The 19,006-nt window shown below is 63.4% G+C and carries 10 protein-coding genes and 2 pseudogenes; 9 read left to right on the plus strand and 3 right to left on the minus strand.

Features of this window, described 5'->3' with window-relative positions:
• Positions 1-106: 106 nt before the first annotated feature.
• Together CP557_RS19730 and CP557_RS19735 are read left to right on the plus strand one after the other, a co-directional pair.
• On the plus strand, positions 107-4,387 hold the full coding sequence (locus tag CP557_RS19730) for a hypothetical protein (RefSeq protein WP_097381753.1): 4,281 nt from the start codon (positions 107-109) through the stop codon (positions 4,385-4,387).
• Between the two features lie 94 nt (positions 4,388-4,481).
• Entirely contained in the window at positions 4,482-6,437 is a 1,956-nt protein-coding gene (locus CP557_RS19735) for a HEAT repeat domain-containing protein (RefSeq protein ID WP_097381754.1), read from the plus strand.
• Positions 6,438-6,784: 347 nt separating this feature from the next.
• Here the strand turns inward: CP557_RS19735 and CP557_RS19740 are convergent, their stop codons facing one another.
• The 3 genes and pseudogenes from CP557_RS19740 to CP557_RS19750 form a co-directional block, all read right to left on the minus strand.
• Positions 6,785-7,507: an outer membrane protein assembly factor BamB family protein gene (locus CP557_RS19740; protein ID WP_281255587.1), complete on the minus strand. Its 723-nt coding sequence runs from the start codon at positions 7,505-7,507 to the stop codon at positions 6,785-6,787.
• A 652-nt stretch (positions 7,508-8,159) separates the two neighbouring features.
• Positions 8,160-8,318 (minus strand): annotated as a pseudogene (locus tag CP557_RS23145) (IS6 family transposase); the annotation flags it as partial.
• A gap of 445 nt (positions 8,319-8,763) precedes the next feature.
• Positions 8,764-9,035 (minus strand): annotated as a pseudogene (locus CP557_RS19750) (IS6 family transposase); the annotation flags it as partial.
• A 249-nt stretch (positions 9,036-9,284) separates the two neighbouring features.
• Here CP557_RS19750 and CP557_RS19755 point away from each other — a divergent pair.
• The 7 genes from CP557_RS19755 (at position 9,285) to CP557_RS19785 (ending at position 19,005) form a co-directional block, all read left to right on the plus strand.
• The gene (locus CP557_RS19755) at positions 9,285-10,178 is read left to right on the plus strand and encodes a lysyl oxidase family protein (protein WP_097381755.1); all 894 of its coding nucleotides are present in this window, start codon (positions 9,285-9,287) and stop codon (positions 10,176-10,178) included.
• A gap of 513 nt (positions 10,179-10,691) precedes the next feature.
• Positions 10,692-11,186, plus strand: coding sequence for a ubiD operon protein (locus tag CP557_RS19760; RefSeq protein WP_097381756.1), 495 nt, complete (start codon positions 10,692-10,694; stop codon positions 11,184-11,186).
• 2 nt (positions 11,187-11,188) lie between these two features.
• Positions 11,189-12,694: a UbiD family decarboxylase gene (locus CP557_RS19765; protein ID WP_097381757.1), complete on the plus strand. Its 1,506-nt coding sequence runs from the start codon at positions 11,189-11,191 to the stop codon at positions 12,692-12,694.
• Positions 12,691-14,091 (plus strand): UbiD family decarboxylase, encoded by a 1,401-nt coding sequence (locus tag CP557_RS19770; RefSeq protein WP_097381758.1) that lies wholly within the window; start codon positions 12,691-12,693, stop codon positions 14,089-14,091. The genes CP557_RS19765 and CP557_RS19770 overlap by 4 nt, the downstream gene beginning before the upstream one ends.
• 190 nt (positions 14,092-14,281) lie before the next feature.
• Positions 14,282-15,964: an acyl-CoA synthetase gene (locus CP557_RS19775; RefSeq protein ID WP_097382055.1), complete on the plus strand. Its 1,683-nt coding sequence runs from the start codon at positions 14,282-14,284 to the stop codon at positions 15,962-15,964.
• A 54-nt stretch (positions 15,965-16,018) separates the two neighbouring features.
• On the plus strand, positions 16,019-17,185 hold the full coding sequence (locus CP557_RS19780) for an acyl-CoA dehydrogenase family protein (protein WP_097381759.1): 1,167 nt from the start codon (positions 16,019-16,021) through the stop codon (positions 17,183-17,185).
• A 2-nt stretch (positions 17,186-17,187) separates the two neighbouring features.
• Positions 17,188-19,005 (plus strand): acetyl-CoA carboxylase biotin carboxylase subunit, encoded by a 1,818-nt coding sequence (locus CP557_RS19785; protein ID WP_097381760.1) that lies wholly within the window; start codon positions 17,188-17,190, stop codon positions 19,003-19,005.
• Position 19,006 lies beyond the last annotated feature (1 nt).

Raw genomic sequence — 19,006 nt, forward strand, 5'->3', positions numbered from 1 at the left:
CACGTAATGGAAGAAGTTATATTGACGCTCTCGAAACGTAAATATATCCGCCTGGCGTTGTCGTTCTCCCAGATGGGTCGTCACCCGGGTCGGTTGTAGTGAACGCATGGTATCTTCGATACAGGAAGTCAAACCCGACGAACTGATAGATGTCCTCGAGCCGGGTGATGTGGCCCTCGTTCTCGGTGCTCCCGGCGTCGGACAGTCACAGCACCTGCGGTCACTCGGCGAGATGGTCACCCAACTGTCCGAAACTACCGCCGTCGATGACCAGGAACGCGTGATCGTCGAGGACTTCGTGTCCGCGGTGTTCGACCTCGACGACGAAGCTGTGGGGACCTACAGTGCCGAGTACGGCGAGAAATCGCTGTTTTCCAGATCGGGTGGTGCAGTGCTCGTCACCCGTCCACGGGGCTTCGACTGGCTTTGCCGGAGCGATCGTGGCGTCTCCGGAAGATTCATCGAGACGGTCGACACCGTTCTGCTGGTCCGAACACCGCCGACTGGTGCCACAGCCGCGATCGACGATGTTCGGCAGCGTCTCAACAAACGGAGCCTGGGCGGACTGCGAGACGACACGCGAGGGGCAGTGCTGGAGTGGGCCAGGTATCCGCCATACTACTTCGACACCCCCGAACTGCAGGAGAGACTGGGATGGTACGATGCGACAGTTACGCCCGCAGCGTTTCTCTCCCGCTCGAAATACGACGCTGCGGAGCTACTCCTGCCTGGCGACGCCAGGCGAGCGTTCGGGGACCGTGACGTCTCGGTCGGAGCGTTCAGCGGGGAGGTCGCGGACGTTGTTTCGCGACTCGTCCCGACTGGTGGCCTCCCCAGTCGAACCCCTAACGAACGTTCGCCAGCGGCCCTCGCTGCGGTAGCGCTGGTCGCCGTCGGACTCGCCGAGGATGCAGACTGGTTCGGAACCCTCGCTCGGTCTCGAGCACTCCCCACAACCGCCGAGGCACTGGAAATCGCCCTGGATCTTCCGCCCGGAACGATCGAGCACCTCCACGTGTTCGCCGCCGATCCCGCGCGAGCACTGATCCGCGATCGTCTCGCTGACGACGCCGACGAGGACTCAGTCGTCGACGTGGCACGTGACGTGATCGGAGAAGCGGTGGACGCGCTCCAAGCGGTGGCCCCAGCGCTCGAAACGATGTCGATGGGGCCTGAGACGTACGGCTCGTCGCCACTCGTCGGTGCCTGGCACTGGGACGGACCGCAAGCGTTGTGCGATTCCGCAGCCGAGCGTGAGATTCCCGAACTGATCCGGAAGTCGGACGGAACCGACGACGAGACGGACTCGGACTGGCGGACGTTCGTCGACGAAGCGGAATTTCTCGACGCGCTCGACGGGGGCCTAGTGGTTCTCTCCGGTCCCAAAGGGAGCGGGAAGCGACGGCTGGCCGCGTCCCTCGCATCGGAACTCTCCGACTGGGGAACGACCGTTCGACTGCCCGCTCTCACACACCCCGACCACGTTCGGACGGGGATCGAGGCAACGCCGAACGCGGTCGTCGTCGCAACGTACGGTGCCGAGCCTGCGAGTGTCGACAGCGACGACGGCGTTCGAGCAGTCCCCGAGTGGGTCGACGACGGGAGCTGTGCGGGCGCACTGCTCATCTGTGACGACAGCAACCGTGAGCGGCTCGAGGACGTCGCCGAACGGACTGGCTGTGACGAACTCGACGCCTGGGCCGACCGCGTCGAGTTCTCGCTCGACGATCCGACCACCAATATCGATCGAGAGCCGGCGACCGTCGCTCGCGACCTGCTCGATGCGATCGGCTGGAACGAGATCCAGTCGCCGTCTCGCCGGTTAGTCGACGTCGAGTCCGTCACGGACCAGAGCACACTGGCAGTGATTGCAGGTGTTTCGGATCACGCCCTCGATGGCGAGTTCGTCGGGACGGTCGTTGCCGAGGCCGTCGACATCATTTCGACGACGCACGGGCCAGCCGCGGCCGAGCAGTGGCTCTCGTTCATCGACGACCTCGTGGCGGATGTCGGGCGAAATCGAACCGCCGACTCCGACGAGTCCCTCCTGTACCGGGGAGAGGTCTACGAGACGGCAATCGCAGCCGTCGCCCGAGCGAACCCGAGGACCGACGAATGGGTCCACGCGGTCGCACGCGGCGTGCTCGAGGTCACGAACGAAACCGCCACCCCGCACGGACGGGAGTCGGTCGGTGGCGACGTGGAACCGTTTGCTACCGCTTTCACGGGCGCACTGGCGCGGCTCGCACAGCCGCCGGACGGCTCGAGGATGAACCACGGTGCGATCGAGTGTGTCGACCAGGCACTCCACGATATGGTCTCGGATGACGGGTGGCAGTTTCCGCTCCACGTCGTTTACGGGGGCGCGGTCGGCCGAATCGTCCGACGGGCTGACGATCCGATGGCGGCGAACGGCGGCATCACCACCATCGTCTCCCGTGTTCGCCAGCATGCAATGAGCCCCAACGATCGCTACACGATGGGCGTCCTCGGGAGCAGTTTCGCGTCTATGCTCGGGGCAGTCGCAGGTGTCGAGTGTTCACCCGAGGAACTGTCGGCCTGGGTAGCCGATATCGAGTCCCGTGCCAGGGAGGCAGTCCAGATCATCCTCGATCGGGAGACTCAACGTCTGATGCTCACGGAGTTCTACGTCGAAGGGATCGGTCTGTGGCTGTTCGAGCACGACTGTCCGGACGAGGACCTCGGCCCCTTCCTCGACGCCGTCGGCCGGAGCATGTGCCACACAGCGACAGCGGTCGACCTCGACCACGATCCTGAAACGTTCGTCCTCGACGGGTACGGGCACGCCGTTCGGACGATCGTCCAAATGGGCGAGCTCGACCGAGCGGAACTGATGTTTTCGACGTGTCACCGGCTCGTCGATGCGATCGCGGAGTCCGGACAGTTCGAGACAGAACAGCAACTCCAAGCAGCCCTGCACGCGAAAGCGCTCGCCTCCTTTGGCGACGTCGAGCAGGACGATCCCGATGCGGTCAGCAGTTACCCGTACGGGATAGGGACGATTCCGTTCGACGACTCCCTCGGCTTCGAGGATTGGATGGAGCTATACGATGCCGCAGTGACGCGGGGAATCACGGTGGACGCACCCACCGAGGAGAGAACGCAATATCTGACTGAGATCTACCGCGAGGCGCTCTCGACACACGTCCAGGGCTTCGACGCCGATTCGGACGATGGAGTGACGCCACGCGAGGAACATACCTGGTACGCCGGCCTCACGGAGCGAATCCAGGCACGGGCGACGGCGACTGATTCCGTCGACGATCCGATGCAGTTCCTCGCAGACGTGTACGGCGGTGCAGCCGTCAGGTGGGCTGCTGACGGGGACTCGAGTCGGACGCAGGAGTGGATCACGGTACTCGTCCAGTCGCTACGGACCAGTCGCGAGTCTATCGACGGGCCTGACGAGATGGACTGGTTCGAGGCGTTCGCGTCGACTGACGCCGAGATCCTGGCGGCAGTGGTGACTCGGACGGACGTCGGTGAACGGACACACGAACGGTTGGTCGAGGCGGTGCTGTCCCAGATCCAGGCGGCTGCGACGGCTCCGGACAATCCACCGCACCCGGTCACGTACGTGGCCTCCGTGTTCGGTGGTGCACTCGCACTCATTGCCGACACCGAGCCTGCGGAACGCCGATTCGGAGTGACCGAGGTCCTGACAGTCCTCGAGGAATCGTTCCCGCTCGACTGGATCGAACTCGAGCGAGCAGACGTCTTCGAGCGGATATACGCCGAGGCGCTCGCGAAGGCCGGCCGAACCCACACCGACGTCTCGGAGACGGCGGAGTGGCTCGAGATTGTCACCAGCAGAATCGAAGCGACCGCCACGAGGGAAGCGCCGGAGCGCCCGGCCGAGTTCGTCGCCGCCGTGTACGTTCGAGCGATCTTCGACGCGGCTCAGCACGGTGCCGACGAGTGGCGTCGACGACTCAGTGCGGAGCTCCGGGAGTACGCGACGGGGCCGTACGTTGACGATCCGGCGGCGTTCCTCGAAGGCCTCTACGCCGACGTGGTCGTGATGGGCGTAACGAACCACGGCCCCAGAATACGAATCGAAGCGTGCATCGACGCCGTCAGCGAGTCGCTCCAGGCCGCGAGCGACGCGGATCTGCTCCGCTCCGATGGTGCCCTGGAACGAACGGTTTCGCGAGCCGACGACACGCTGTCGTCGGCTAACGTCGAAAACCCCGGCGATTACGTGATCCGCATCGACCACGGTCTTCGGAGAACAGGACACGAGGCCCTCGCAAACGACCTCTTCGAACTCGAGGGGGGCGACGAACCCGATGGTCCCGGCGGCGAGACGGGCTCGAATCCCGACGGAGGGCTCGGCAGCAACCCACCACAACGGGAGGATCGGTGAGCACGCTGGTTCGATGTATCGTGTAAACGACCGCTCGACGGTCGTCGGAACCGAACGATAGACAACCGATACGAGTCCGGATTCGGGAGACAGCATGACCGATCACGCAGACGCACCAGACGATCCAGAACGACGAGTCGAATACCTTCGAGAAACAGTTGATCCCGCCACGGCGACCGACGACGACATCGACGCGTGGTGTGAACTGCTCGCCGAACGCGATGCACGCTCGCCGGCTTTCGATGCGCTCCGTGAAATCTCCGCCGTCCATCGGGATGGACGGCGGGTCGCAGCGGCCATCCAACCCTACGTCGTTCACGAAAACAAACGAGTGTGGGAGAACGCGACCGAGATCCTCGTAGGGCTCGCACTGGACGATCCAGACGCGCTGGAGGCCACTATCGACTTCCTCGTGGAAACCCTCGACGCCGACGACGACCACCGGCGCGAAACCGCCTGGTCCGTCCTCGTCGAACTCGCCGAGGTCAAGCCCGTATTGGTTCACTCGCACGTGGACGAGATCATCGGCTATCTCGACCACGACGATGTCTGGCTGCGTCGCGAGGCCATCGGACTGCTGGCGGCCATCTCGGACGTCTACCCGGAAGCGATCGCTCCGGCCAGCGACGAACTGCTAACGATTTCTCGGGACGAGAGTGAGGACGTGAGCGCTCTTCCCGGGCCACTCAACCGGATCGCGTTGGTCCGCCCCGATATCGTCCGTCCCGTCGTCGAGGACGTGCGGGACATGCTCACCGACGAGGTGGTCCATCTTCGGATCGCCGCTGCGACCTCACTCGCCACTATCGCTATCGCGTATCCCGACGAACTCCCGCACGTGGTCGAGGACTTGCTTACGCTTGCCGAGGAGGACCCCGAAACTCGGCATCTCGATCTCGCGCGAAGCACAGCGGTCCGGTCGCTCGGACGCATCGGGACCGAGCATCCCGACGCAGTCGTTCCAGAACTGGACCGTCTCGTAGCGAAACTCGACGACGAGAACGAACAAGTCCGCTCGTCCGCCGTAGACGCGCTCGGGCACATCGCCACCGTTCGGCCCGCTGCAGTCCGACCCTGTGTCGAGAACCTGGTGGCGATGCTCGAAGACAAAGCCGAAACCGTACAGTTCTCGCTCGTACGGGCACTCGGGAAGATCGCAGCTGCAGACTCCGAGGTCGCGCCGCTCGTCGTCGAGGCGTTGGACGAGTGGTTTGACCGCGTCGAGGTGGTGAACAGATACCGCGACGATTTCGAGTACACTATGCGGTGGTCGATCATCGACGCGTTCGGACGAATCGGTGCGAGCCATCCCGACGTACTCGAGCCGGTCGTGGACGATCTGCGGGGCTTTCTCGCCGAGGACGGACTCGCTTCGAACGCCGCCGAGGCGCTCGGTGAGATCGGTGCCGTCCGTCCCGACGCCGTACGCTCCGCCGTCGCGGACCTCCATGCGTTGCTTGCCGACGATAACTGCACAAATCGGAAATCGGCCGCCGTCGCACTCGGGAAGATCGGGGCCGTCGATCCCGACGTGGCGTCACTCGTCGTCGACGACCTGCAGACGCTTCTCGACGACGATCGGCACTATGGGCGAGCGGCGGCTGCCGAGGCACTCGGAACGATCGCTACGGCGGATTCGGACGTGGCGTCACGCGTCAGCGACGACATTCAGCCGCTCGCGAACGACGACCATCACGACGTCCGGTCGGCAGCGCTCGAAGCGCTCGGGAAGACCGGGGTCTCGGATCCGGATACGGCGTCGCTCGTCTTCGACGATCTGCAGGCCGGCCTCCACGATGTCGATCCGAAAGTGCGTTCGTCAGCAGCCAACGCGCTCGGAGTGGTCGGAGCCGCTCATCGTGAGCGGGCTCCGCTCGCCACCGACGCGCTTCGATCCCGTCTCGAGCGTGACGACGAATATCTGTCCGTACGGTCGTCGATCGCCGAGGGATTACAGTCGATCAAGCTGTCCCACCCCGGCGTAGTCCAGCGTACCAGTACGGAGCTCCAAGCCCACATCGACGCTGCCATCGACGTGGGACGTGAGTAGCTGGCTATCAGGCGCTCTCGAAGTCGAGACGCGATGCAGAGCGTGTTAGATGATCAGACAATCCGTCGAGACCAACGGTGGGTGGTTGTCGGTACATACTGCACTATAGTAGCAACTGAAACGATTTACACACTGATCGCAACGCTGCCGTGCGATCAGGTGTGCAATGACTTTCAGTTGCTACTATAGACGTCGAGCCAAAGCGATTCGGTATCAACAACGATCGTGTCCGTCGTTCGCTCCGCATCGTCGGCAACCCGTCGACTACGGCATCATCTCGCTGGTCTCGGGGGATCGTATTGAAACCGTGCTCCCAGTTACTGGTGAGAGATACGATAGATAATTGGTTATGCCGCTTCGAAAGCGACGATTCCCTCGGCGGTGGCGACGAGACAGATGCCACCAGCGAGGGTTACTGATTGGACACGGTCGTCACAGTCGTGACGTTCGAGGACGGCCCCACTCGCGAGGTCAATGAGGATGAGTTCGTCCACGACGGGAAGGAACACCGTTTCTCCGGCTACTGCCGCCGAGTGGATGCGGAAGTCGACTGCCTCTTCGGGGTCGAACACCCACTGCTCGCTTCCCGTCGTCGGATCGACCGCGCGCAGGCTATCCGAGCGATCCGTTCCATCGGATTCGATGACCAACAACGAGTCGTTCGAGACGGCGATCGGCTCGAGCTCCGGCGGGGCGGTATTTCCGACAATCTCCGGGTGAGTCTCCGGCGTCACCCAGTCCGTTTCGCCGGTGTGAGCGTCGACACCGATCAGGTCCGGCGAATCGTAGAACGCGAGCAGTCCAGCCTCGAGTAGCGGTACGACGTGGTCTCCGCTTACCGAACTAGTCCACCGGTCGCTCCCGTCAGCCGTGGCCACTGCTCTCGACACGCGCTCTCCGTCTTCGCGAGCGTCCCTCAGAAAGAGGGAATCGCCACCCGCCACGAGCGAGAGTCGGTATCCCGAGGTGATCCGTTTCATCCATTGCTCTTCGCCAGTGTACAGACCGTACGACCTGATGAAATCCGGCGATCGTATTCCCCCGACGAGAACGGACCCGTTGAGTACGATGGGTTGGCCAGGGTGTTGGACGTCGACGCTCCATCGTTCGGTCAGGCCGGACAGCGGTGCGCTTTCGGACGGCACTGTACGAGTGTTCGCTCCGTCGTAATTGGGGAGGGGCCAGTCGGTTGGCGAGACGTCCAACGGTGTGGGATTGCAGTCGTCATCGCGCCAGAAATTCGACCCGTACGCGAATCCACTGAGTGCACCGACTCCCACGCAGGAGCCACCGGCCACCAGCAGTTGGCGGCGAGACAGCAGACGACGTTGGTCGGTGGAGGGCACGTCCGTGCATTCTTCGTAGAGTTCAAAAACAGTTCTTGTTATCCTATCACGTCGTTTGATTCACGGACCTCTTCTCGGCCGGTTCATCACGGAGGGAGGGGCAGTCGATCTCGTGAGGGGAAATCTGCGCCACTTCCCAGCAAGACTCCTAACTCGCGTGATGACTTCACCGAACGAGAAGGTTCGGAACCAAGTGCTTCGTTCTGGTCGACATATCTTGCCCTTTACGGGCTCGTTTCGGTCGCTCGGTTGGGATCCGAGAAATCGTAACTCGTCCGCAGCGCTCGTCCAGCAGGTCGTCGATGAGTGATTCGAGTCCGTGTTCGAGGAATACGAGGTGGGACACCAGCAGAACGTAGCCGTCACGTCTAACCGAGTAGTGTACAAACTGTTCAAGTAACTCTCTGACGCTTGCCCGACTGCCCACCCATGAATCATGAACGCGAAACGATCATTTTGAGCGTGTGAAAACACTGTTCGATCCGGTTCGATCAAGGTACTCGAGTTGATCGCTCACTCCTAATACTGCTGTCAAGAGCACTCACCATAACCGTCAGAGACCGCACCAAGCCCTCGGTGGAAAGACACCAATCGAGGAGGTGTAGAACTAGACAGTGCCGTTAGAACCAATGTATTTAACATAATACAGGGATTTTAAATATATATATATATATATATATGGATCGAAAAGAATATCATCTTGTAGTAATAATCTTTCTATTAGCATCAATAATACAGGTGGTTGGTGATCAGCATACTCCTGACATGATTGCCATAATCTCTATAGCTATAGTTTATATATCTCCAATATATTTATTAATAAATTTAGTTGGAGATTTCCAATCAATGTTGGAAAATTCATGAGGTTTCTTATGGATATCCACTACTGCGGCACCAGCTAATTTTGAATACCCCCACTGGTACTTTTCTATCGAGAGTTTGATACGGTGGTTACAGTAATACATAAATCATTCAAGCTACTCACGGCCGTTCGACTGCCTGCCCACCCACGGGTTGTGGAAGCGGTCGATCCGCACGTTGAGCGTGTGAGACCATTTTCCGATGGGGTTTCGATCGGTCTAGTTGACCCGACCACACAATCCTACTCGAGCAAGGGCGATCCGATAGCTGAATTGGGCAACGAAAATCCTGCCTCGGTGTCTATCGCAGCATACAACCAAGACCGTCCGCCGTTGACCTTGACAGCGGTTTCGTCAACTGCGACACGCAACGGGGATGTCACCAGCGGGTCGTGTCTACTCATTCACCAACGATTCTTCCACATCCGGCGCATATCTCTCGCTGAGCAGGTCTGCGAACATTTGAACCAAGAGACGCAACGACCCACTCACGTCTCGAACTGACGCAACTAGACAGTGCCCAGAGGGGTGGTTCCCTGGTTAACAACGGTTTAGAACGAGTATATGTTGTCTACGATCAGTTAGTAGGTTTCTTACTACATTTCTTCTCGTTTAGGTCCAGCACAGTCTGCTAAGAAAGTATGAAGATACAATGGACAAACGGAAGGAAGCGTGTGGCACTACTGGGAGGGGTTCTCCTCGTCGCAGTGGCTGGGATAGGGATGATATCGCTCGCGGGCATTGTGGTTGACAATCCGTTTGCAGTGAGCGTGTCCGACAGTAGCACGGAAGCCCCCGCGCCCTCCGGAAGCGATGGCACCGTGAATGAGGGGGACACCCCAACGGACGAGGGGAACTCGGCGACATCGCCACCCACGCTAGAGCCAGGCCCCGAACCCGCGGACGACCACGTCGCGGCCAAGCCTGGGGTCAACTTCGTTCCGGGCGTCAGGAACTTCAACATTTCAATAGAATCGTTTGATGAGTCCAGCCCTGACGTTGAAGACGGTTTCGTAACCCCAGGCGAGCACCGACTCCTTCGATTTGACATGATCATCTACAATGTAGGGGACACGGATGCCGAATTGGGCAATCCGCTGGACCGTCATGACCTGTATGAATATTCGGACTCCCATGGCCACGCACATTTGAAAGGATTCAATAAATATACCCTATTCGATGAATCAGGAAAGAAGATGGACGTGGGGAAGAAACAGACGTTCTGTCTCCGGGACAATTTCCGAATATCGTCCCGCTCAAACGCCAGCAGTAGTCCCCAGTTCGATTGTGACTATCAAGGGATTAGTGCCGGGTGGGCAGACATATATGACTCGTCTCTCCCGGGTCAGTATCTGGTTATTGACTCGCTCTCCGACGGCAAGTACACGCTTCGGGCCACGACGAACGCGGAAGGCACGGTCGACGAGGCTTGCACTGGCGATAACACCGTTCGGGTTGACCTTCGCATCCACAACGGGACCGTTACGGAGACCGATACCTCACAAAACCGCTCAGTGAGAGCGTCTGCTTGCTGAAGACGTGCGCTCGCCTCGTTGAACGCAAGACGGCGTCGGGGAGAGAGTTACGAAGGTCCCATAGCGTGACACACGAGATTCGACAGTACCCCTCGCTGATGAGAATCGGTTTACAGCGTGAGCCGATGAGAGATCGCTCGGAAATCCGTCGGCGTCGTTCCTCTTGGTGGGTGGCAGCGTCGTCATCAGACCTCGAGGAGTTCTGATTGGTCCGAAAATTGTCGGGCGAGTTTCGGACGGCGTGGCTGTCCCGTGGGACGGTCAAACGTCTCCTATCCGCAGCCGAGTCATCGCCACCCGTGTGTTTTCGAGGGACGGACACGGTCGGGAGGTGAGTGCGTCCTCCCGGGCCCGAATACGCGAGGGGTCTCGTCGAAACGGTGCCGGTGAGTCGAGACGTGTCGCGGTCGGAACACCCCCTCGAGAACCCTACTCTTTAGGACGGGTGGAGAGTAGAACCGTCCAACCGGCGTGTGCGATCACCAGACACAGGCTACGTAACCGGTGGAGTCCATGTCGAACCACTACATCACAGCAGAGGAACATCTGCCCGACGAGGTCCAGACGGAGACGACGCTCCAGATCACCGACGCCGAGACGAAGCGGATCTTCGAGGCGCGGGTTCGAATCGCCCGCGACCCCGACGAACTCACCGATCCGCGGCCGTTACGGGTCGTCACCGGACCGCACGAGGACGTCAGCGAGGAACGGTACGTCGAACTCATCGACGAGATCGACTCGGAGGGAATCAACGAGGACCGCCTCCGTCGACTCGCGCGCGAGCAGGAAACGACCTCGAACATCGTCAACACCCGATCGGACGACCTCAAAGTGGTGCTCCGCTATCTCGTCGAATCGGGCCAGTACGAATCGACGGCCGAGGCGCTCCGAGAGCTCTCGTTTCAGCACCTCGCTGAGAATCGACCCGCACTGCTGGAAGCGTACGCGGACGTCCGAACCGAGTTCGAGGCCGACCCGCTCCGTCGTGTCCTCACGGACGGGGAATAGTCATGTCGGCCGATTCGTTTCGGGCGTATCTCCGGCGTCTCGAGGGCGAGGACGCCCTCGTTTCGTTCGCCGAGTCGGTGTCGTGGGACCTCGAGGCGAGCGCGATCACGACCCTCGCCAACCGGACCGACGGTGAGATCCCGATCTTCGAGTCGGTCGAGGAAACTCCGATCGACGCGGCGCTCGTTGGCGACCCGTACCGCGGTCCGCGGCGTCGACCGTGGGAACGCCTCGCCCGGGCGTTCGAACTGCCGGCCGGTCTGTCCGGAGCGGCGTACTACGAAGCGGTCATCGACCGGCTCCGGTCGCCCCGCGAGCCCCGGATCGTCGACCGCGACGGGGCCCCCTGCAAGGACGTCGTCCATACCGGGACGGACGTCGACCTCCTGTCGATTCCCTGGCCGTACATCCACCGGGGCGACGGCGGGCGGTACTCGAACCTCCATACCGTCGTCGGACCGGACCCGGAGACGCGGTGGGGACACTGGTCGAGCCACCGAATGATGATCCACGACGACGACCTCGCGAGCCTCCTCTTTCTGGCGGGCGAGCAGGCGCCGAACCTGTACTATTACGAGTACGAACCGCGCGAGGAGCCGATGCCGGTCGCGGTCGTCCTCGGTGCCGAACCGGCCGTCCAGTGCAGTACGGAGATGTGGATTCCGACCGGCCGAAGCGAGGCTGCCTTCGCGGGCGGACTGAAAGACGGGCCGGTCGAGCTCGTCCCGTGCGAGACGAACGACCTTTACGTCCCGGCGACGGCTGAGCTGGTGCTCGAGGGCCGCGTGCTTCCCGACGAGCGCCTCGACGAGGGGCCGTTCGGCGATTACTTCGGCTATATGAACGGCCCGCGACGGTCCATGCCAGTGTTCGCGGTCGACGCGATAACCCACCGGAGTGAACCGCGGGTACCGTTTTGCGTCGAGGGCACCGGCGTCGGCTACGGCCAGAACTCGAGCAGCACGCTCCAGACGGCCGCGGCCGGTCCCGACGCGACCCTCGGGTTGCAGGCGGCCGGCTTCGACGTCGCGCTGGCCGTCCCGTGGCGGTTTACCTCCCGGACCGTCTGGGTCATCGCGACGGATCGCCCCTATCCCGGCTCCCTCCACGAGTTGGCGAACTTCATCTTCACGACCTGGGGGATGCTCCACATCGATTTCTTCGTGTTCGTCGACGCCGATGTCGACCCGCTCGATCCGCGGGCCGTACTGACGGCGATCGCGCTCGAGGCCGACCCGGACGCCGACTTCCACCAGTTCGGCGTCGAGCGCATGCCGAAGGTACCGCTCAATATCTATCAGACCCCCGACGAGAAGGGCAGCGCCGACGTCGGCACTTCGAAGGCCAAGACCGCGAAAGCGTATATCGACGCGACCACCGACCGTTCGACGGGAGACGAACCCGAAGACGAAGAGCTACGACAGCGAGCGCAGGAACTCCTCGTCGATGCGGGCGTCTCGTCGGCGGCGTTCGATCTCCTCGAGCGGGGAGGTGATCGGTCGCGATGATCCCGTTCGCACAGTACCTGCGAGGGTTGGCGAGCGACGGTGAGTTGGTCCCCATCGACGGCTCCGCCGGCGTCCCTCCGGACGTCGTCGCGGCGGAAGCGCTTCGCGCGAACGGGCCGGCGCTCCGATACCGACGAGCCGACGGCGTCGATCTCGCAAGCGGGACGTTCAGCGGCCCGGATCAGATGCAACGTCGGGAATCGAAGCCGTGGTCGCGGCTGGCGCTGGGTGTCGGCCTGAATCCCGACGCATCGTTCGTCGCCGTACTCGAGACGATTACGGGGCTCGGCCCGTCCAGCGGCGACGCTGACCCGACGTACGCCGGCCAGGCGGCGTCGCGCACGGTCGACAGCGTCCGAGACCTGAGCCTGCCGCGGGGAACCGACGACGTCTGGCCCTCGGTGACGCTGGGCGTCGCGTCGGTATCGACGTCGGAGGGGTCACACTGGGCACCGATCCACGGCTCCGTCGTCAGCGACGATACCCTCAGAGTGCGGACGCCCGACGCACTGTCGTCGCTGCTGGACGACGACGGGACGCTCTCCATTGCCCTCGGTGTGCCACCGGCGGCCGTCGCGACCGCCTACCTGCTCGCCGTGACGGGGTGTGTCGACGTGCCCGTACAGGCCTGCGGCGTCGCGGACGATGTCCCGTTCGTCCCGACGAACGGCGGCCTCGTCCCGAGCGCGACGGAACTGGTCGTCGAGACGACGGTCGAGGACCGACACCCCGACTTCCAGTCCGACCGGCGCGAGGCGTGGGAACACGGCGTCGCGAGTACGCCGTTGGCCCTGTCCGTCGAGCGGATAATCGCAACCGACGATCCGGTGATCCCGTTCTCGCCCGTCGGACGGCCGCTCGCGGACGATTTGCAACTCGCGGGACTGGCGACGGCGGCGACGTTGTACCGTCGCGTCAACGATTACTGGGGGATCTCGCCCGTCGAGTGGGTCCTGTTGCCGGCGGAGGCCGAACTCGGGATCTGCTTCGTCGCCACGGACGTCCTCTACGCCGGCTTCGAGTGGCAACTCGCCAACCTCCTCTTTACGTTCTCGTCGCTGTTCGATACCGTCGTCATCGTCGACGAGGACGTCTCGCCGCGCGATCTCGGACGCGTCCTCGGCGATATCTGGGTGAAGGCGCATCCGTCTCGAGACTGGGTCTTCAGCGAACCGTCCGCGCCGGCCGCGAAACGACCCCGGTATCGCCAGGACGGGACGACCGGCGCTCGGCTGTACGTGAACGCGGCCTGGGACCCTCGCTGGGAGGACTCCTACATCGCCCCGCGGGTCTCGTTCGACCAGTCGTTCCCGAAGTCCGTCCGCGATAGCGCCCGGCAGACGTGGAACGCACGATACGACGCAGTGGCTGGCGACGACGACCGAGACGGGAATTGAGGGGTGGAGACCGAGGCGTCACATTCGTTTCGAACACATTTGCTCTCTTACTGGTCGTAAACGTCTCCGTTTACGCACGACTGCAAAGGATCAATACTCAATCTATCTATAGTTGTATTCAGTATGTGTCTTTTTCCAGCGCAGAATTTACCGGCACCGTTATATGGAGGAACGGAATCCGGAGCCGTGTATGGTGTCCAGCCACAACCTGTCCGACTACGAGACCGAACGGGAGCAGTTCTCGTGGGACGACATCTACGCGGAAGCCGACTGGGACGCACCGGCGGACCTGAACATCGCACACGAGGTCGCCGACCGACACGCGACCGAGCGCGAGTCGGTCGCACTCTATCAGGTCGACACCGACGGCGAACTCACGAAGCTGACCTTCTGGGAACTGGCCGACCGCTCGAGCCAGTTCGCGAACGTTCTCGAGGACCTCGGCGTCGAGCGGGGCGATCGGGTGTTCTCGTACATGCCGCGGATCCCGGAACACTACGTGGCCCTGATCGGGACGCTCAAACGGGGCGCCGTCTGGGGTAGCGTCAACGAGCGGTTCGGACCGGACGGGATCTCCTACCGACTCGACGACTGCGACGCGACGGTCGTCGTGACCACGACCGACAACCGTGACACCGTCGAAGACGCGCTCGACGATGCGCCGTCGGTCGAACACGTCATCACCGTCGACCGTGGCGGCGGCGCACCGGCCGACGACGTCGTGTTCGATCCGGCGCTCGACGGTGCGAGCACGTCGTACGACGCCGCCGAAACCGGCGGCGAAGACGACGCCTTGCTGTACTACACGTCGGGGACGACGGGGCTGGCGAAAGGCGTCTTGCACAAACACCGCTGGGTGGCCGGGGTCGCCGCGACCCAGAAGTACGCCGTCGACCTCCAGCCCGGCGACCTCTACTGGAGCACCGGCGATCTGGGCTGGTTGACGGGCGCGATCAACACGCTCGGAGCCTGGTTCTGGGGTGCCTCGCTGTTCACCTACGAGGGCGAGTTCGATCCGGAGGAGTGGGCCGACCTGCTCGACGAGTACCCGATCAACGTCCTGTTCTCGGTCCCGACGGCCTACCGGATGCTCCGTGAGAAAGCGGACGTCCTGGCGGACGTCGACCTCGACCTTCGCCACGCGCTCTCGATCGGCGAGCCGCTCAGCGCCGGCGTCGTGGAGTGGGGCGAGGACGAACTCGGCGTCACGATCCTCGACACGTACGGACAGACGGAGACGGGCAACATGATCATCAACAACTACCCGACGATGGCGGTCCGGCCCGGCTCGATGGGGAAGCCCCTCCCCGGCATCGAGGCCGACATCGTCGACCCCGAAACGGGCGACGTGCTCGAGCCCGGCGAGACCGGCGAGATCGCCCAACGAGGGGACTACCCCTGCTTCTTCGCCGAGTACTGGAACAAGCCCGAGAAGACCGCGTCCTGTTTCGTCGACGGTCCCGACGGCGAGTGGTACCTCTCGGGCGACCTCGCCCACAAGGACGAGGACGGCTACGTCTGGTTCGAGGGTCGGGCCGACGACGTCATCCTCTCGTCGGGGTACCGGATCGGCCCGTTCGAGGTCGAGAGTTCGCTGGGCGAGCACGAGGCCGTCGCCGAGGCCGCCGTCGTCCCCAAACCCCACTCGGAGCGGGGGAACATCGTGAAGGCCTACATCGTCCCCAGCGAGGGCGCGACGCCCTCCGAGGAGCTCGCGGAAGAAGTCAAGAACCACGTCCGGGACGAGTTGTCGGCCCACGAGTACCCCCGCGAGATCGAGTTCCGCGACGAGTTGCCGAAGACGGTCACCGGGAAAATCCGCCGGACGGAGCTCCAGGACGAGGCGGAAGCGGAGACCGGGGCGTCGCCGTAAGCGACCGCCGCTCGAGACGAACCGTCTACGAACACCGATTCGACACACCACACGATGAATTTCGAGTCTACGGACGAACGTGCGATGATCCGGTCGACCGCGGAGTCGGTCGCGGCCGAATACGGACCGGAGTACTGGCGAGAGAAAGAGGAGAACGGCGAGTTCGCCCAGGGGTTCTGGGACGAGCTCGCGGAGGCCGGTTTCCACGGCCTGCTGGTCCCCGAGGAGTACGACGGCGCCGGCATGGGGATGCAGGAGATGGGGCTGGCGATGGAGACGCTCTGTGCCGAGGGCTGTGGCATGGCCGGGACCTGGTATCTCGTGCTCACGGCGGGGATGGCCGCCGTCGGCATTCGCGAGAACGGGACCGAGGCCCAGAAGGAAACTTACCTTCCCGACATCGCGACCGGCGAGCGGAACTTCTCGATCGGTATCACCGAGCCCGAAGCGGGAACGAACACGCTGAACGTCGCGACGCGCGCCGAGAAGGATGGAGCGGAGTACGTCCTCAACGGCCAGAAGGCGTGGATCACGTTCTCGGACCGGGCGGACAACATGATCATCGTCACGCGCACGACCCCGCTGGAGGCGGTCGACCGCGGCACCGACGGCATCAGTCTCTTCATCGTCGACATGGACGATCCCGGGATCGACGTCTCGCCGATCCCCAAACACGGCATCAACTACTCGAAGTCCTGCGAGGTGTTCCTCGAGGACGTTCGGGTCCCCGAGGAGAACCTGCTGGGCGCGGAAGACGAGGGCTGGTGGGTGCTCGTCGACATGCTGAACCCCGAGCGAATCGGCTTCGCCGCCGCCGGGACGGGGATCGGGAAACTGGCCGCCGACACCGCAATCGAGTACGCCAACGACCGCGACGTCTTCGGTGCCCCGATCGGGAGCCACCAGGCCGTCTCGTTCCCCATCACGAAGGCCTACGCGCGGATGGAGACGGCCGCGCTGATGCGCGAGAAGGCCGCCTGGCTCTACGACCACGACGAGGAGTGTGGCTACGAGACCAACGTCGCGAAGGCGACGGCCGTCAGCGCCGGCATCGAAGCGGTCAAACAGTCGATGCAGGCCTTCGGCGGCTGGGGGTACGCCACGGAGTACGACGTCGAGCGCTGGTGGCGCGAGATCAACCTCACGCGGTTGGCCCCCGTCTCCCAGCAGATGGCGTACAACCACATCAGCCAGCAGCTCGGCTTCCCCAAGTCCTACTGATCATGTTCGAGAAAGTCCTCGTCGCCAATCGCGGCGAGATCGCGGTCCGCGTGATGGCAGCGTGCGAAGAACTCGGTATCGGGACGGTCGCCGTCTACAGCGACGCCGACCGCGACGCCGGCCACGTCGAGTACGCCGACGAGGCGTACAACGTCGGCCCGGCACCGGCCAGCGAGTCGTACCTCGATCAGGAGGCGATCGTCGACGTCGCCGAGCGAGCCGGCGCGGACGCGATCCACCCCGGCTACGGCTTCCTCGCGGAGAACGCCGAGTTCGCTCGTCACGTCGAATCGACGGACGGGGTCGCGTGGGTCGGCCCGCCAAGCGACGCCATGGAGACGCTCGGCGAGAAGACGAACGCCCGAACCGTCATGCAGGCGGCCGGCGTTCCGGTCGTCCCCGGGACGACCGAGCCGGTCGCCGACGCCGACGAGGTGCGGGCGCTGGGCGAGGAGTACGGCTACCCCATCGCGATCAAAGCCGAAGGCGGTGGCGGCGGCCGGGGCATGAAAATCGTCCGCAGCGAGGCCGAAGTAGCGGACGCTCTCGAGAGCGCCAAACGCGAGGGCGAGGCGTACTTCGGCAACGACTCGGTCTACGTCGAGAAGTACCTCGAGTCGCCCAAACACATCGAGGTACAGGTCCTCGCCGATCGGCACGGCAACGTCCGGCACCTCGGCGAGCGCGACTGTTCGCTCCAGCGGCGACACCAGAAGGTCATCGAGGAGGCCCCGAGCCCGGCGCTCGACGACGACCTGCGCGCGGAGATCGGCGAAGCGGCCCGCCGGGGCGTCAGCGAGGCCGGCTACACGAACGCCGGGACGGTCGAGTTCCTCGTGGAAGACACCGTTGCGTCGAAGACGCAACGAGCAGACGGCGAAGCCGTCGACGGCGAGTTCTACTTCATGGAGGTGAACACGCGCATCCAGGTCGAACACACCGTCAGCGAGGAAGTGACCGGCATCGACATCGTCCGGTGGCAGCTGCGGGTCGCCGCCGGCGAGAAGCTCGCATTCGACCAAGACGATGTCGAAATCGACGGCCACGCGATCGAGTACCGCATCAACGCCGAGAACCCAGCCGCGGACTTCGCACCCACACCCGGTCAGCTGACGACGTACAGGCCGCCAGCGAGCATCGGCGTTCGTCTCGACCACGCAGTCGCGCAGGGTGACGAAATCGGCGGCGACTACGACTCGATGATCGCGAAGCTAATCGTCAGCGGCGACGACCGCGACCACTGCCTCGAGCGCTCGAAGCGCGCGCTCGAGCACTTCGCCGTCGAGGGCGTCCACACGACGATCCCGTTCCACCGGCTGCTGCTCGACGACGAGACCTTCGTCGCCGGGGAGCACACCACGACGTATCTCGATCGAGAACTGGACGACGACGTGCTCGAGGCGGCCGTCGATCGCTGGGGGCCAACGGAGGCGACCGCCGGCGACGGCACGCAGGCGGAGACCGCAGCAGTCACCGTCGAAGTCGACGGCCGTCGATTCGATGTCGTCATCGAGGACGGCGTCCCGCGGGCGGCAGCCGGCGGCGGCGACGCTGAAACCGGTTCCGGCGGCGGGGCCGGCGCGGACGCAACTCCCGAAGCCACCACCGCCGACGCCATCACCGCCGAGATGCAGGGAACCATCCTCTCGGTCGCCGTCGAACCGGGCGACGAGGTCGCGGCGGGCGACGTCGTCTGCGTGCTCGAGGCGATGAAGATGGAGAACGACGTGGTCGCCGCCAGCGGCGGGACGGTCGAATCGGTCCCGGTCTCTGACGGCGACTCCGTCGACATGGGGGATACCCTCGTTACGCTGGAGTAGA

Source organism: Natrinema ejinorense (assembly GCF_002494345.1).
Taxonomy (GTDB): Archaea; Halobacteriota; Halobacteria; order Halobacteriales; family Natrialbaceae; genus Natrinema; species Natrinema longum.